Genomic DNA, 14561 nt, shown 5'->3' on the forward strand with positions numbered 1-14561 from the left:
TCTCAGCCGGATCAACCCTTCGATGCGGCGGCAGCTTCGCCAGCACGGCGCATGAGGAAATCACGCTCCCTGTTATTTTCGGAAAGCGCGGCTGCCGCTTCAAAGGCTCGTCGCGCTTCGTCGTATTGGCCAAGCCTATAAAGAAGATCGCCGCGAACGCTCGGCAGAAGATGATAGTTCTTCAATGCAGGCTCATCGCGCAGGCTTTCAATGATGTCCAGTGCCGCCTTGGGGCCTTCGACCATGCCGATGGCCACGGCTCGATTGAGTTCGACGATTGGCGAACGCAGAATCCCGGCAAGTTCCGCATAGATATCAGCGATCCGCCTCCAATCGGTTTCATCGGCGCTTATCGCTTTTGCGTGACATGCGATGATCGCGGCCTGCAGGGCATAAATCCCGCCAGTACCGTCAAGCTCCTGTGCCCGCATCAACGCCTTCAACCCGCGCTGAATCTGCAACTGATCCCAGCGGCCGCGATTTTGTTCTAGAAGCAGGATCGGATTGCCGGCCGCATCCGTGCGCGCCGCAGCACGGGACGCGTTCAGCTCCATCAAGGCCAGCAAAGCGTGCGCCTCCGGCTCCTGCGGCGCCACTGACGTTAGGACCCTGCCCAACCGCAGCGCCTCATTGCACAATTGCAGCCGAAACCAGTTGTCGCCGCGGGCGGCCGTGTAACCCTCGTTGAAGATCAGGTAGATGACTTCCAGCACCGAAGCGAGACGTTGCGGCAGCTGCTCGCCATGCGGTGTCTCATAGGCCAGCCCCGATTCCGACAATGTCTTCTTGGCGCGGACGATGCGTTGGGCGATCGCCGCTTCCGTCACCAGAAATGCCCTGGCGATTTCTTGCGTCGTCAGGCCGCAGATCATCCGTAAAGCCAGGGCCACACGCGCCTCGCGCGAGATCAGCGGATGGCATGCCGTGAATATCAGGCGCAACATTTCATCGCCGATATCGTCATCCAGAGGAGTGTCTAGATCGGGCATGATCTGCTCTTCTGCTTCCATTTCCCGAATAATCATCTCGTGCTTCTGATCCAGCATCCGGCGATGCCGCAGATGATCGAGCGCCCGACGCTTGGCAGTGGTCATGAGCCATGCGCCGGGCCGTTCGGGGATTCCGGTCGTCGGCCAGCGTTCCAGTGCTACAGTGAGCGCTTCCTGGGTAAGATCCTCGGCCAGCGGCACGTCGCGAAGCAATCGTGCCAGGCTGGTGATAAGCCGCGGCTGTTCGATCCGCCAGACGGCCAGGATCGTTTGATGGGTGCCGGCGACCGTCACGGCCGTCCGTCCCGATTACAGGTCGAGAGGATCATGCCCTTGCTTCGGCGAGAGGGTCGCAGATTCCGTCTGCACCCGGTTCAAAATAGGCGCGCACTTCACACGTGCCTTCCCAGCCGGGCATAAGATCCTTGTGCAACTGCATGAACTCGACCGCCAGCGCCACGGCCTCCTCCTTGCTTTGCAGCTCGAAGATCGCATAACCGCCGACGACCTCCTTGGCCTCGACGAAAGGCCCGTCGATCACGTTTAGCTTGCCCTCACGGATCGTGACGCGGGCGCCGGTCGCGAGCGGCATCAGGCCTGCCGTGTCGAGCATGCGGCCGGCCTTGATTTCCCGATCGGCAAGCTTGCCCATCGCCTCGATAAGCTCGGGCGTCGGGTGCATCGAATCGGTGGACGTGACGATAGACATGAAACGCATAGGAAGATTCCTCCGGTAGCGAGACGCCGGCACCATTGCCGCTGAACAAGCCCGCTCATATTGACAACGAAGCAGCCTTTCGCAAATCGACAATAATCTTGAAAAAATCGGCTTAGAGCAGAGCGCCGGCAAATCCTGCATCCGCCCCGGAGCTCCTCGAGATCGCCACAAACGAATTCACCGCAGAAAATCCTTGGATTGAACGATCCGCCAAGCCATCGCGGCGCTTTTGACTTCCCATAGGCTTCTTGCGACAACCAGTTCGCTGAGAGCGCCGGTGCCCATCCAGGCGCATCATGAAAGATTGAAGCAGATCACACCACGTCGAAGGCTGGCCTTTCCTGGCGCGAGTGGGTAAATCCTCGCTGCTGATCACAGGAGCCCAGCACATGAACGATACAATCAAGATCGATAACCGCGGCGATTTCGGGCTATGGGCAATCGAAATGGCCAAGCAGATCGTTGGCGACCAGGGCTTCGAGCTTGCAAGGGCAGCGCGGGACGGCACCGATGACGATGTTCGCCAAGCCGGAAACGCGCTGGGTCAGGCGATCACCAACGCGCTCATGGATGTCTATGATGGCCTTCTTGACGGCGTGCCTGAGGAATGAGCTGTCAGGCTCTGTTGAGCCTTGATTGTCACCCAATAAGTGGCCGGTTCTACCTGGGACCTCTCCGCTGCCCAAACCCAACGGGGTGGCGGGACCATTGCTTGCACGCTATTCCAGCGGGACGAACAGGCCGAGCTTGACGTCTCGCAGCACGACATTCGTGTGCATGCGGCGGATCTGCGGGTTTTCCGCCATGATCAGGGCCGCGATGTCGTCATAGTGCTCGACGTCGCGGGCGGTGACGATCGCGATCAGATCGACCGCACCTGTGACGTAATAGACCTGTTGTATGTGATCCTGCTTTTCTGCCCAGAGGCGGAACTTCGCCAGCGCGTCGTAATTGTCCCGCTCGATCTCCATCCCGACGATGAACACCATCGATGTCCCCGTCGACTTGCGGTCGACGACGGCCACCTCCGCCTTGATGATCCCTTCCTCGCGCAGGCGCTTCAACCGCCTCTGCACGGCCGAGACCGATAGCCCGACCCGTTCCGCGATCGTTTCGGCTTTCAGCTGGCAGTCTCGCTGAACGATATCGAGAATGTCACGGTCAAAGCGATCCAGTTGTTCCATTGCCCAGTCCAATTCCTGCCGTAGCACTTCACGTATTCTGCCGCATTTGCCGCACGGGGAAGATTATTTTGCACAAAATATGCAGAATGGATGAAAATTGCGCGAAAAAACCGCGTTATTTTATCATTATCCTTCGCAAATTCAGTTCAGCCGGAACCATGCATGTCGGATCAACCCTTTCCTGCTCTTCGCGTCGAAGATCTTCATAAAAGCTTCGGCTCGCAAGAGGTTCTCAAGGGTATTTCGGCGCAGGCCCACAAGTCCGATGTGATTTCGATCATCGGTTCGTCGGGCTCCGGTAAGAGCACCTTCCTCAGATGCATCAATTTCCTGGAAATGCCGGATCGTGGCCGGATTGCGGTCAACGGCGAGGAGATTGTGCTGAAGATCGGTCGGGGCGGACGGCCGCAGCCGCGCAGCTGGCGGCAGATCGAGCGGGTGCGGACCGGGCTCGGGATGGTCTTCCAGAGTTTCAATCTCTGGGCTCATCGGACGGTGCTGGAAAATGTCATCGAGGCGCCGGTGCACGTCATGGGCATTTCGCGGCGCGAGGCCATCGAAAAGGCCGAGGCACTGCTCCACAAGGTCGGGCTCTTCGATAAACGCGACGTCTATCCCGCTTTCTTATCCGGTGGTCAGCAGCAACGCGCGGCGATTGCAAGAGCGCTCTGCGTGGACCCTGATGTCATGCTGTTTGACGAGCCGACTTCGGCGCTTGATCCAGAGCTGGTCGGCGAAGTTCTGAAAGTCATCCGTGATCTCGCGGAAGAAGGCCGGACCATGCTGATCGTCACGCATGAAATGCGCTTCGCCCGGGATGTCTCGAGCCGTGTTCTCTTCCTGCATCAGGGACGGATCGAGGAAGAAGGTCCGCCGGAGCAGATATTCGGGGCGCCAGTGAGCGCCCGCTGCCGGGAATTTACCGGTCTGCGCGCCCACTGATGCGCGAACTCTCGTCGACAACACAAACCAGGAGAATCCTGCGAATGAAACTGCTCCCCACGCTTTTCGCCGGCGCGGCACTCGTGCTTTCTGCCGTCACCGCACAGGCCGAAGTCCGCTTCGGCGTCATGAATGAATCCTATCCGCCCTTCTTCGCCAAGGACGCGTCGGGCCAATGGCAGGGATGGGAAATCGACCTGATGAATGCCGTTTGCGAAGAGATGAAGGAGAAATGCTCGATCGTCGACATTTCCTGGGATGGTCTCATTCCGGCACTGCAAAGCAAGAAGTTCGACGTGATCTGGTCGTCGATGTCCAACACCGCGGAACGCTCGAAGGTGATCGACTTCACCGACAAATATTACAACACGCCGAGCACCTTGATCGGTCCCAAGGACCAGAAGCCGGGCGCCAATGCCGAGGACGTGAAGGGCAAGACCATCGGCATTCAGGTGTCGACGATCCAGTCGGAATATTACAAGAAGTATTTCGCCGAGGCTGCGGAAGAAAAAACCTACCAGACACTCGACGAGGCTTTTCAGGACCTCGCCTCCGGCCGTATCGACTATGTTTTCGGCGATTCACTGGCGCTTGACGCTTTCCTGAAAAGCGATGGCGGCAAGGATTGTTGCGCCAAGATGGGTGACGTCGCCGACGACAAGGAAATTCTCGGCGCCGGCGTTTCGGGTGGCCTGCGCAAGGAAGACACGGAGCTGAAAGCCAAGCTGAACACGGCGATATCCGCAGTCCGGGCCAGCGGCCAGTATGACGCCATTACCAAGAAATACTTCGATTTCGACATCTACGGCGCAAAGTAAGCAGTCCTGACAATGGCGAGCGCGCAACAAAGTTTTCTGGACCTGCTGTCTCCCTATCCTCCGGGATGGGGCGGCGTTCTTCTGGCAGGTGCGGTCTCCACGGTCGCCATTTCGGCTTGCGCCTTCGCGATTGGCCTGCTGCTCGGCATGGGCGGCGCGCTTGGAAAGCTTTCGGGCAATCGCGTGCTCCGCTTGCTGCTCGATTTCTACACTACGGTGATCCGCGCCGTTCCGGAGCTGATCCTGATCGTCGGGCTTTATTATGCCGGCACCGATGGCCTCAACCGCCTCCTGGCCGCCTTGGACCTGCCACCGGTCAACGTGAACGGCTTCGTCGCGGCCGTCATGGTGCTGGGCTTCGTGCAGGGTGCTTACATGACGGAGGTGCTGCGCGGCGCGATCCTCGCCATTCCTGTCGGTCAGATCGAAGCCGCCAAGGCCTTCGGCATGGGACCGGTGCTGAGGTTCCGCCGGGTCTTGCTGCCGACGCTCCTGCCAAACGCCCTGCCGGGTCTTGCCAATCTGTGGATGTCGGTCACCAAGGACAGCGCGCTGGTCGCGGTCGTCGGCTATCAGGAGCTGACGCTCGCCACCCGTCTTGCCGGGGCAAGCACCAAACACTACTTCGTCTTTTTCCTCGCCTCGGCCCTTCTTTACCTCGCCATCACGCTCGTTTCCAACGTCATCGTCAAGCTGATCGAGGGACGGGTACGGCGAGGGCAGCCGCGCCTTGCCTGAAGAAAGCGCCCCATGAGTTTCACCTGGATCTCTTCTTATTGGCCGCTGCTTCTGACGGGCGCCTGGCAGACGGTCTGCCTGCTGGTGATTTCCGTGGTGTTCGGCTTCGTCATCGCCATTGGCCTCGCCTTCGCGCAGGTCAGCGGCGGCGGGCTGACACGGCTGCTCGCCCGCAGCTACTGCACCTTCTTCCGCGGCACACCTCTGCTGATACAGTTATGGCTCCTCTACTACGGGGTGGGCTCGCTGCTCCCCGTGATCCCCGGCATCCGCCAGAGCCTGTTCTGGCCAGTCTTGCGCGAGGGCTTCTTCTTTGCCGCCGTCAGTTTCACGCTGAACTATGCCGCCTATGAGGCAGAGGTGTTGCGCGGCGCGCTGCTTGCAGTTCCCAAGGGTGAGCTCGAAGCGGGCCGGGCCTTCGGCCTTTCACCCTGGATGCTGACCCGCCGCATCTGGCTGCCGCGTGCCATTCGCATCGCCCTGCCGACGATTGCAGGAGAGATCGTCATGCAGCTCAAGGCGACACCGCTCGCCTTTACGGTGACGGTGATGGATCTCTACGCCGTGGCAAACAAGGTTCGGCAGGACACGCTGCTCGTCTATGAACCGCTGCTGGTCGTCACCCTCTTCTATCTCGCGCTGACCGCAGTGATCGCCCGCGTCTTTCGAGGTCTCGAAGCGCAGGTGCCGGTTCGCCGCTAGGCCGACGTAAAAGGACTGGCTCATGAATTCCCTGGCGCACGAACCACGCGCAACTCGCCCACTTTGTTATGAAAAGCCCGCCGCCGCTGACGGCGCGACAGCCTGAATGGAGACCTCTTCATGAGCACGACGCGAATTCTCGATGGCGGCATGAGCCGCGAGCTGCTGCGGCTGGGTGCCGAACTGAAACAACCGGAATGGTCGGCATTGGCGCTGATCAACGCGCCGGATATCGTGCGCAAGGTACACCAGGAATTCATCGCCGCCGGTTCTGAGGTCGTTACGACAAACAGCTATGCACTCGTGCCCTTTCACATCGGCGAGGATCGGTTCCGGAAGGAAGGGCCGGCGCTGATCCGTCTCGCCGGTCGCCTGGCGCGCGAGGCGGCGGATGCCGTTACGGAGCGCAAGGTGCTGGTCGCCGGGTCGCTGCCGCCGATCTTCGGTTCATACGAGCCGCAGAATTTTCAGCCTTCGCGGGTGCAGGATTATCTTAAGGTGCTTGTCGAAAACCTCGGCCCCTTTGTCGATATATGGCTCGGCGAGACGTTGAGCCTGATCGCCGAGGCAGAGGCTGTCCGCAAGGCGGTGGCGACATTAGGCAAGCCGTTCTGGATTTCCTTCACATTGGCGGATGACGAGGCAGCCATCAGTGGCGGCGAACCGAAGCTTCGCTCCGAAGAAAGGGTCGAGGACGCGGCATCCTGGGCGGTTTCATCGGGCGCCGAGGCTCTCCTGTTCAATTGCAGCAAGCCCGAAGTCATGCAGGCGGCAGTGGAGACGGCAGCGCGGGTCTTCCGAAAGATGGATGCTTCCATCGAAATCGGCGTCTACGCCAATGCATTCGAAGGGGAAACAGGCGACGCAGCCGCCAATGAAGGTCTGCACGACACCCGCAACGATCTGAACGACGATGCCTATTCGCGTTATGCCTGCTCCTGGGTCGAAGCGGGTGCGACAATAATCGGTGGCTGCTGCGGCATCGGTGCTGCTCATATTCATCGCTTGAGGAAGACGTTTTTGGATTGAAGCACCCGCCGAAATCGCTCATAGCCTGGGAGTTGGCAGCGGCAGCATTGTTTTAGCGGCTCCTTCCGTTGCTGATCTGACCCGGCCGATAGGCGAACTGGGCCCGACTGAGCCCGAGCCTACGGGCTGCCCGTGCTACGTTGCCATCTGCTTGCCGCATGGTCATCTGATAGATCTGGCGGTTAAGATCATCGATGGCGAAGCCACCTCGCTCGATTGTCTGCGCCAGAACGGCCGCCAGGGCTTTATCTGTTGCCAGAGGTTATGGCAGCATTCCCATATCCTCGGCCACGGTTTCGAGCGTCGATGCAGTCACCCGATCTTGCTTCGCGGTGAACGATAATGTTGTCGGAAGCTCCCAGTCTGGCAGTTCGAATCTCATCAAGACCATCACGCGAGGGGGTCGGGGCAGAGGCTCGATCGGATTGCACATCAGCGTGAGATTGCAGACCGGCATAGCCTGCATGAAGAAACTTCAGCCTGTTCCCCCGTGCCGCTTGTTCAAGGATGCTCCATAAATCCGGTCATCGCCCAGGTCGGGTCCGTTGCGTAGTGGATGTCATTGGAGAGCGTTCGTAAACGCCTCACCTTTCTCGGAAGGTCTTCAGCAATGCGATATTGGAGACATGCACATCTTCATAGGCGGGGATGTAGATCAGCGCGCCGCTTTTCACATCCTCGCTGACCGCTTCGGCCAGAGGCTTGCGCCAGATCTCCGGTTCTGGCGCCTCGTCACTCATCGCCTCGACATACCGGATCGTCGCGTCGATGAAGGAAGGTTCGTAGCCGCCTGCGAAAATACGATCCGGATCGCCATGGCAGGGGAGGATACGGGCGATGGGAAAGGAGCGCAGACGTCTCAGTTCTTCCAGATGCTGCGGCAGGGCGGCAGCATCCGTTATGTAGGTGACGGTGTCTTCGAGTGTGTCGCCGGCAAACAGAAGCCGCTCCTCAGGCAGCCATAGGATCGTCGCATCGGGACTGTGGATGTTGAACTCGTGGAGTTCAATCGCGCGGCTTCCGACCGTGATCGACCGGCTGCCGTCGAACAGGCTGTTCGGCATGATGACAGGATCGATCTTCGGCAGGCGGGCGGCGATGCGCGGTTTTTCCGCTTCGAGAAGCCGGGCGGTCGCGCCATTCGCGATGATGATGCAATCGGCAAATACCTCGTTGCCGGCGATATGGTCGTTGTGAAAATGGCTGAGGACGACCGTGATCTTCGAGATATCTCGCGCTTCCAGATGGGCGCGGATGGCGCGGGCATGGTCTAGGCTTATGTGGGTGTCGTAGACCAGCGCCTCATTGCCATCGACGATCGCATAGGATGCGATGCCGAGGCTGAAGGCGCCGTCGTCGAGCCAGTTGGGCCCTTCCGAATAGAGCCGCTTGCCGGCGATGCGCCCGTCATAATAGGCGAATATGCCTGGATATGGTTCGAATATGCGGAAGTCGTCAAGCATGCCCTTCATTCGGTTCCTCCTGGACATTAGCCTTTACATTATGATGAGCGGGGTGCTTCAGCGCGCCCAGGTCGCGTCCCAGAAGGACTTCGGATCCTTTGCCAGCACGTCGGAAATCGTCGGTGCCGGTCCCGGAATACGCTTGCCGCCGGTGCGTTCGCTGAGTTCCGCTTTGGCAGTAGCGATCGTTTCCGGCGATGCCAGCAATGTGATCGCGCCCATGGCAAGCGCTTCCGACGCCATCAGCGGCCCCGGACTGCTCGACGAATGTCCTGACAGCGCCGTCCATGCCCAGTGATGGATCGGCACATTGTCTGGATAGGCCCAGTTAACCCGTCCGAGCGGGATATGCCAACTGATGTCGCCGTCATCCTGGCCGTAGTAATCGATGCCCGTGTCGAAATATTCGAGTTCACGATGCAGCTTGAAAGGTTTGCCGGGATCACAGGCGGCGGAAAGCTGCTCCATCCATTCGATATCGGCTTCGGTCCAGCGCGGCGGGCCGATTTCCCTCAGGCACGTATCCAGCACACGTCCGACGGTGTCATTGCCGAGATAGCCGCGGCAATTGGCGATCTGCTCGGCCACCAGTTCGACGCCTTGTTCGGCAGCGATCCGGCTGTAGGTGTCGAGCATCAGCTGGTAACCTTGCTGCACTATGTCGAAGTCATGATGCCGGACGGAGGACCAGAGGCGCACTTCCTCAGGCGTCACGCCAGGTGTGATGCCCGCGAAGCGATAGACGTGCTTCAGCTGCAGGCCGGAAACCTCCTTGCGGAGGCTGTCGAATTCCGCATAGGCGGCTTCTGCGGCCAGCAGTGCGTTGCGGGTGGCGGTCTTGCCGCCATGGGCGCTTTCGCCGATGAACTTGAATTCGCCACTCGCCATGGCGTGGCATGGCCGGGCAAGCGAGCCGTTCTGGTAGTCGCCGTGCGAGGTCAGGACGAGGTCGAGCCCGTCAAACACGCCGGCTGCCTGCAGCGCAAGCTTGCCCCAACCGATTTCCTCGGCCGGGCAGCCGACGATGACGATCTCGCCGGGCAGGCCGAGTTCGATCATCGCCTTGGCGGCGGCGATACCGGCGCCGGTATTGGCCGGGCCGATATGATTGTGGCCGCAGCCATGGCCGGGCAGGCGGCGATTGCCCTGCCGGTAGGGAACCGCGTCATTGTAGAGGCTCGGCAGCGCATCGTATTCGATCAGGATGCCGATTTTCGGGCCGTCGCCTTTGGCGATGCGGGCGATGAACGAGGTCGGCACGCCGCCGACGCCGCGTTCCACCGAAAAACCGTGCCGTTCGATGAAGTCGCAGAGGATCGCCTGCGACTTGTATTCCAGCGCCGGCAGTTCCGGCACTTTCCACATCTCCGCAAAGAGTTGCTCGATTTCTGCGGCAAGCCCCGACCAGATGCGGCGTGTTTCCGTCTTCAAGCGATCCTGCATGTCAGGCAGCCTTCCCCTGTTTGAAAGCGAGGAATGCTTCGTTGATCTCTGCAGCGGTACGGCGGGCGCCATGCTGCAGATATTCCATATTGGCGAGCGCGGCGTCATGCGCCTCGATCGAGGATCCCGCGACGCAATCCTCGACGACGCGGCAATGGTAATCGGACTGGTGGCCATCCGCGAAGGTATAATGGACGCAGATATTCGTGAGGCCGCCGACGAGGATCAGCGTCTCAGCCTTCAGGCCACGCAGCAGGATCTGCAGGTCGGTACCGATGAAGCCGGAATAACGGCGCTTGACGATCACATAGTCGTCGTCGCGCAGCCCGACTTCCTCGGCGGCGATCTTGGTGCCTTCCCAGTCTTCGCGCAGGTGCATGTCCTCGTCGCCATCCATTTCGCGGCCGTAATCGACGCCGCTCTTGCGGTGGCTTTCCTGCAGGAAGATGATCGGCACGCCGCCTTCGCGGGCGGCATCGATGACCGTACGCGCCTTGCGCATGCGCTCGATTATGCCCGGCATCAGCGGGATCGAGCCATCATCGTCGAAACCGACTTTCTGGATGTCGACGACGATCAGGACCGGCTGGCCGACGATCATGGGGTTTTGCTTCTTTGGCATGGGATGCTCCTTCGATCTAGAAACGTGCACCGAGAAGTTTCGGAAGATTGCCCAGGCGAGCAACGGTGATGAAGCCGAACAGACCGATCAGCATGAAGAGTACCGCCCCAACGCACATGGTCGGCGAGAAGCCGGTGCGCATGTTGGAGAAGATCTTGACCGGCATCGTCTCGGCGGTGAAACCCGCCACCATAAAGGCGATGACATATTCGTTGAGGCTGAAGATCGCGACGAAGATGAAGCTCGAGACGACGAAGGGCAGGACCATCGGTACGGCGACGGTTCTCAGGATATCGTTGTCGCGCGCGCCCATCGTGCGCGCGGCCTCGACAAGCGACTTATCGATTCCCGAAAAGCCGAGCGAGATCATCACCAGCGGCACGGCGATGAAGGTCACGGCATGGCTGATGACGATGTTCTCGATCTGGCCGACATGCCGGACCGTGCCCCAGAAAAGCAGGAACAGGACGGCGATGACGACCGGCGGCAGGATGAAGGGGACGCCCGCCATGCCCGCCAGCAGCTTTGCGAAGCGCGAATTGGTCTTCCACTGGATATAGGCGATAGGAAAGGCGACGCTGATCGTCAGCAGCGAGGAGGCGATCGCGATAATGACGGAGCGCAGGAAGGCCGAGGTCCATGCCGGATCCTCCATGAAGGTCCAGTACCAGCGCAGGCTGATATTCTGCGGCGGAAAAGTCATCTGCGCCGTGGTGTTGAAGCTGACGCCCGCGACGATGATGAGCGGCGCTGCCAGGAAGAAGGCGAGGCAGAGCAGGAAGAACTGGCGCAGCAGCTTCACGGCGAACCGGCTCATGACGTATATCCTTTCCCGCCGATGCGGTTAATCACCAGAATCATCGCGCCGGTGACCAGCATCAGGAAGACTGCGATTGCCGAGGCCTGCGGCAGGTTCTGGGCGGAATTGGCGACTTCGCTGATGATCACGCCGATCGTCCAGTTGCTCGGGCCGCCGAGCACCAGCGGCGCGACATAAGCGCCGATCGTCATCACTACCGTCGTCAGATAGGCGGTGGCGATCGGCTTGCGCATCAGGGGCAGAAGCACGTTGAAAAAGGCCCGGACCGGGGTGGCGCCCATGGTGGAGGCCGCTTCCATGTAGGAGGCGTCCATACGCGACAGCCCGGGATAGATGGTCATCACGTTAAAGGGGATGACGACATAGATCAGGCAGCTGACGACGGCATAAAAGCTCGGCGTCAGCGACACCGGCTTGTCGAGGAAGCCGAGGAAGACGGCGATATTCGATATGCCGACCCGCTTGGAGAGGATGATCTGCCAGGAAAAGGTGATCAGCACCTCGGACAGAGCAAGCGTCGTCAGCAGGCCGATCAGCCAGACGATCTGCGCCTTGCGGCTCATCCGGCTAATGAAATAGGTCGCCGGGAAGGCGATAATCATGCTGAGCGTGGCGACCGTCAGCGCCAGCCAGAGCGAGAAAGCGAGGCCGTTCATCACCATGGGCTGGAACAGGCTTGTCATCGCTTCGAGCGACCAGCCGCTGCCCTGGTAATAGGCGGGATCGACGCGGGCGACACTGACACGCAGCAGAAGCACGAAGGGCACGCCGAAAAAGGCAACGATCATGAAGAACGGCCAGAGCAGGCCGAATGCCACCGACAGACGCTGCCGGTTCATGCCGTCTTGTCCGGATACGAGCGACATGGTCAATCCTCCAGCACAGTCACCGATCCCGGTGCGAAGGAGATGGAAAATTCGCTGGCGCCTTCGAGCGCAGCCCAGGCGGCGGGAGCAAGAGAGGCGACGACCTGGCGGCCACCGCTTTCGAGAAATACTTCGACGCTCGACCCAAGGTCGCGCACGAAGGTGACCGTTCCGGACGGGGCATCGCTGCCGGCAGTCGGTCGCGCAATGAGCGTGCTTTCCGGCCGGGCGCAGACCGTGACGTGGTCTCCCATCTTGAGTGCGGCGGGAGCGGGGCTGGTCGTGATCACGCTTTCGCCGATCCGCACATGGTCGCGATCGACGAGAGTTCCCTCGGCGAGATTGCTCTGGCCTATGAAGTCGGCCACGAACCGGTTGACCGGCTTGCGGTAGATATCGACCGGGCTGCCGACCTGCTGCACCTTGCCATGCGCCATGACAACGATCTGGTCGGCGATGGTCATTGCCTCGCGCTGGTCGTGTGTGACGAAAATCGTGGTGATTTTGAGCTTCTGTTGCAGCTGCCGCAGTTCGACCTGCATATGGTCGCGCAGCTTCGCATCGAGCGCGGAGAGCGGTTCGTCCATCAGGAAGAGAAGCGGTTCCTGCGCCAGGGCGCGGGCAATCGCGACGCGCTGCCGCTGGCCGCCGGAGAGCTGATCGACCCGCCTCGACTGCATGTCGGGCAGATCGACCAGCTTCAGAAGCTCGTCGATCCGTTCCTGCTTATGGTGCTTCGCCATCGTCCGATAGCGAAGGCTGTAGCCGATATTGCCGGCCACATCGAGATGCGGGAACAAGGCAAGGGCCTGGAACACCATTCCGAAGTTTCGTTCGTTCGTCGGAATTCCGGTGATGTCACGACCATCGAGACGCACTGTGCCGCTCGTGGGTTGCTCCAAGCCGGCGATGATCCGCATCAGGGTCGTCTTGCCGCAGCCGGACGGACCGAGAAAGCAGACGAACTTGCCCTGTTCGATGGCAAGCGAGACGTCGGAGACGACCGTATTTGTACCGAAGGACTTCGTGAGGTGTGAAATTTCCAAGCCTTGCATCATTCCGTCCAGACTTACTGACCGAGCATCTTGAGCATCTGCGTCGAGATGTAGTCGGCGTTCTTCACCTTTGCCGCGGACGCGACGACAATCGGGTTTCCAGTGAAGGAAACCGCGTTGAACTCGTCATCCGTCAAGCTGAGCTTCGAACGCTCGATCAGCGGTGCTGCGCCGACATTGCGGGCGATCAGTTCGTGGCATTCCGGCGTGGCGCTCCAATCGAGGAAGGCGATCGTCGCGTCGGTCACCTGGGCGACCTTCGGAACGCACCATGCGTTGTAGCCGAGCACGGCGCCTTCCTTCGGGAAGATCGAGGCGACGTCGGTGCCTTCCTTTTTCATGATCATCGAGACGTCGTGGAAGTAGAGGCCGCCGACGACCTCGTCGTTCTGATAGGCGCTTTGCATCGAGCCTTCGTCGGTCCACCAGAGCTTTGCATTGGGCTTCAGCTCGGCGATCTTGGCGATGACCTTGTCGATGCCTTCCTGGGTATCGAGCGTCGAGGCACCGTCGAAATAGACAGAGGCGACGATGTCGAGCAGCACGCTGTTGCCGCCGCCTTGCAGGCCCCAGGCGGAAGCGCGCGGCTTCCAGAGTTCCGTCCAGCTGTCCGGCAGCTTTTCGAATTCGGACGGGTTGGCGATCAGAGTGATGTACCAGGCCATGGCGCCGACGCCGTCGACCTTGCCGCCGTCGCTATAGACGAAACCCTCCATCAGGTTGCCGAGGTTCTTGAGCTTCGAGCTTTCGACCGTTGCCCAGAGGCCGCGCTGGCGGCCGCGGATGACGTCCGCCTGACCGGCGCAGCAGATATCCATGGGTGCCGAGCCAGCCTGGATTGCCTGGCCGAGTTGGACCAGGAACTGCGAGCTGCCGGATTGCGGGATCGACTGAACCGCGATGCCGGTCTGCTTGGTGAAGGCCGGATAGACGCTCTTTGCGAAAGCTTCCTCAAAGAAGCCGCCGAAGTTCGAGACCTTGAGCGTCGCTGCGGCATAGGAGGGACGCACGAAGGGCGCCGAAAGGATCGATACAGCGGCAAGGCCGCCGGCGGCTTTCAGGACCGATCTGCGCGATATCGCCGAGTTGTTGTCCTGATCGGAAGGCGAGGAGGGCTTTCTGGATGCCATGCTATGTTCTCCTTAACTGTTCCATGAGTGGATGATCAAGAA

Annotated in this window: 17 protein-coding genes; 6 read left to right on the forward strand and 11 right to left on the reverse strand. The window is 60.3% G+C overall.

Translation table 11 applies throughout. The features are described from left to right. Positions 1-11: 11 nt before the first annotated feature. Both ACR9ZQ_RS31485 and ACR9ZQ_RS31490 read right to left on the reverse strand, forming a co-directional pair. Positions 12-1283 carry an RNA polymerase sigma factor gene (locus ACR9ZQ_RS31485; protein WP_481429597.1) on the reverse strand — a complete coding sequence of 424 codons (1272 nt, stop codon included), beginning with the start codon at positions 1281-1283 and terminating at the stop codon, positions 12-14. 31 nt (positions 1284-1314) lie between these two features. Then, on the reverse strand, positions 1315-1707 hold the full coding sequence (locus ACR9ZQ_RS31490) for a YciI family protein (RefSeq protein ID WP_310381604.1): 393 nt from the start codon (positions 1705-1707) through the stop codon (positions 1315-1317). A gap of 389 nt (positions 1708-2096) precedes the next feature. Between ACR9ZQ_RS31490 and ACR9ZQ_RS31495 the strand changes: the two genes are divergently transcribed. After that, the gene (locus ACR9ZQ_RS31495) at positions 2097-2318 is read left to right on the forward strand and encodes a hypothetical protein (protein WP_310381606.1); all 222 of its coding nucleotides are present in this window, start codon (positions 2097-2099) and stop codon (positions 2316-2318) included. 108 nt (positions 2319-2426) lie between these two features. On the opposite strand, the gene ACR9ZQ_RS31500 is transcribed toward ACR9ZQ_RS31495, so the two are convergent. Continuing rightward, positions 2427-2891, reverse strand: a complete 465-nt coding sequence (locus ACR9ZQ_RS31500) for an Lrp/AsnC family transcriptional regulator (RefSeq protein ID WP_310381608.1) — start codon at positions 2889-2891, stop codon at positions 2427-2429. 162 nt (positions 2892-3053) lie between these two features. Between ACR9ZQ_RS31500 and ACR9ZQ_RS31505 the strand changes: the two genes are divergently transcribed. The 5 genes from ACR9ZQ_RS31505 to ACR9ZQ_RS31525 all read left to right on the forward strand — a co-directional run bounded on the left by ACR9ZQ_RS31505 (position 3054) and on the right by ACR9ZQ_RS31525 (position 7120). Next, positions 3054-3833: an ABC transporter ATP-binding protein gene (locus ACR9ZQ_RS31505; protein ID WP_310381610.1), complete on the forward strand. Its 780-nt coding sequence runs from the start codon at positions 3054-3056 to the stop codon at positions 3831-3833. Positions 3834-3877: 44 nt separating this feature from the next. Next, on the forward strand, positions 3878-4651 hold the full coding sequence (locus ACR9ZQ_RS31510; protein ID WP_481429598.1) for a transporter substrate-binding domain-containing protein: 774 nt from the start codon (positions 3878-3880) through the stop codon (positions 4649-4651). Between the two features lie 12 nt (positions 4652-4663). After that, entirely contained in the window at positions 4664-5389 is a 726-nt protein-coding gene (locus ACR9ZQ_RS31515) for an ABC transporter permease (protein ID WP_481429599.1), read from the forward strand. 12 nt (positions 5390-5401) lie between these two features. Beyond that, entirely contained in the window at positions 5402-6091 is a 690-nt protein-coding gene (locus tag ACR9ZQ_RS31520) for an ABC transporter permease (RefSeq protein ID WP_481429600.1), read from the forward strand. A gap of 120 nt (positions 6092-6211) precedes the next feature. Beyond that, a complete protein-coding gene (locus ACR9ZQ_RS31525; RefSeq protein WP_481429601.1) occupies positions 6212-7120 on the forward strand; it encodes a homocysteine S-methyltransferase family protein in 909 nt (302 codons plus the stop codon). A 52-nt stretch (positions 7121-7172) separates the two neighbouring features. Here ACR9ZQ_RS31525 and ACR9ZQ_RS31530 read toward each other — a convergent pair whose 3' ends face one another. The 8 genes from ACR9ZQ_RS31530 to ACR9ZQ_RS31565 form a co-directional block, all read right to left on the reverse strand. Continuing rightward, entirely contained in the window at positions 7173-7379 is a 207-nt protein-coding gene (locus tag ACR9ZQ_RS31530; RefSeq protein ID WP_405049703.1) for a helix-turn-helix domain-containing protein, read from the reverse strand. A 325-nt stretch (positions 7380-7704) separates the two neighbouring features. Further along, positions 7705-8592 (reverse strand): MBL fold metallo-hydrolase, encoded by an 888-nt coding sequence (locus ACR9ZQ_RS31535; RefSeq protein WP_481429602.1) that lies wholly within the window; start codon positions 8590-8592, stop codon positions 7705-7707. A gap of 48 nt (positions 8593-8640) precedes the next feature. Beyond that, the gene (locus ACR9ZQ_RS31540; RefSeq protein ID WP_310381623.1) at positions 8641-10026 is read right to left on the reverse strand and encodes a zinc-binding metallopeptidase family protein; all 1386 of its coding nucleotides are present in this window, start codon (positions 10024-10026) and stop codon (positions 8641-8643) included. A gap of 1 nt (position 10027) precedes the next feature. Beyond that, entirely contained in the window at positions 10028-10648 is a 621-nt protein-coding gene (locus ACR9ZQ_RS31545; protein ID WP_113320833.1) for a cysteine hydrolase family protein, read from the reverse strand. A gap of 16 nt (positions 10649-10664) precedes the next feature. Beyond that, positions 10665-11465: an ABC transporter permease gene (locus ACR9ZQ_RS31550; protein ID WP_310381626.1), complete on the reverse strand. Its 801-nt coding sequence runs from the start codon at positions 11463-11465 to the stop codon at positions 10665-10667. Next, on the reverse strand, positions 11462-12334 hold the full coding sequence (locus tag ACR9ZQ_RS31555) for an ABC transporter permease (protein WP_481429603.1): 873 nt from the start codon (positions 12332-12334) through the stop codon (positions 11462-11464). Before ACR9ZQ_RS31555 ends, ACR9ZQ_RS31550 begins: the two co-directional genes overlap by 4 nt. A gap of 2 nt (positions 12335-12336) precedes the next feature. Continuing rightward, positions 12337-13389 (reverse strand): ABC transporter ATP-binding protein, encoded by a 1053-nt coding sequence (locus ACR9ZQ_RS31560; protein WP_310382177.1) that lies wholly within the window; start codon positions 13387-13389, stop codon positions 12337-12339. Positions 13390-13403: 14 nt separating this feature from the next. Further along, entirely contained in the window at positions 13404-14519 is a 1116-nt protein-coding gene (locus tag ACR9ZQ_RS31565) for an ABC transporter substrate-binding protein (RefSeq protein WP_481429604.1), read from the reverse strand. Positions 14520-14561: the final 42 nt, after the last annotated feature.

This window comes from Rhizobium sp. KNZ14-9A, assembly GCF_056755015.1.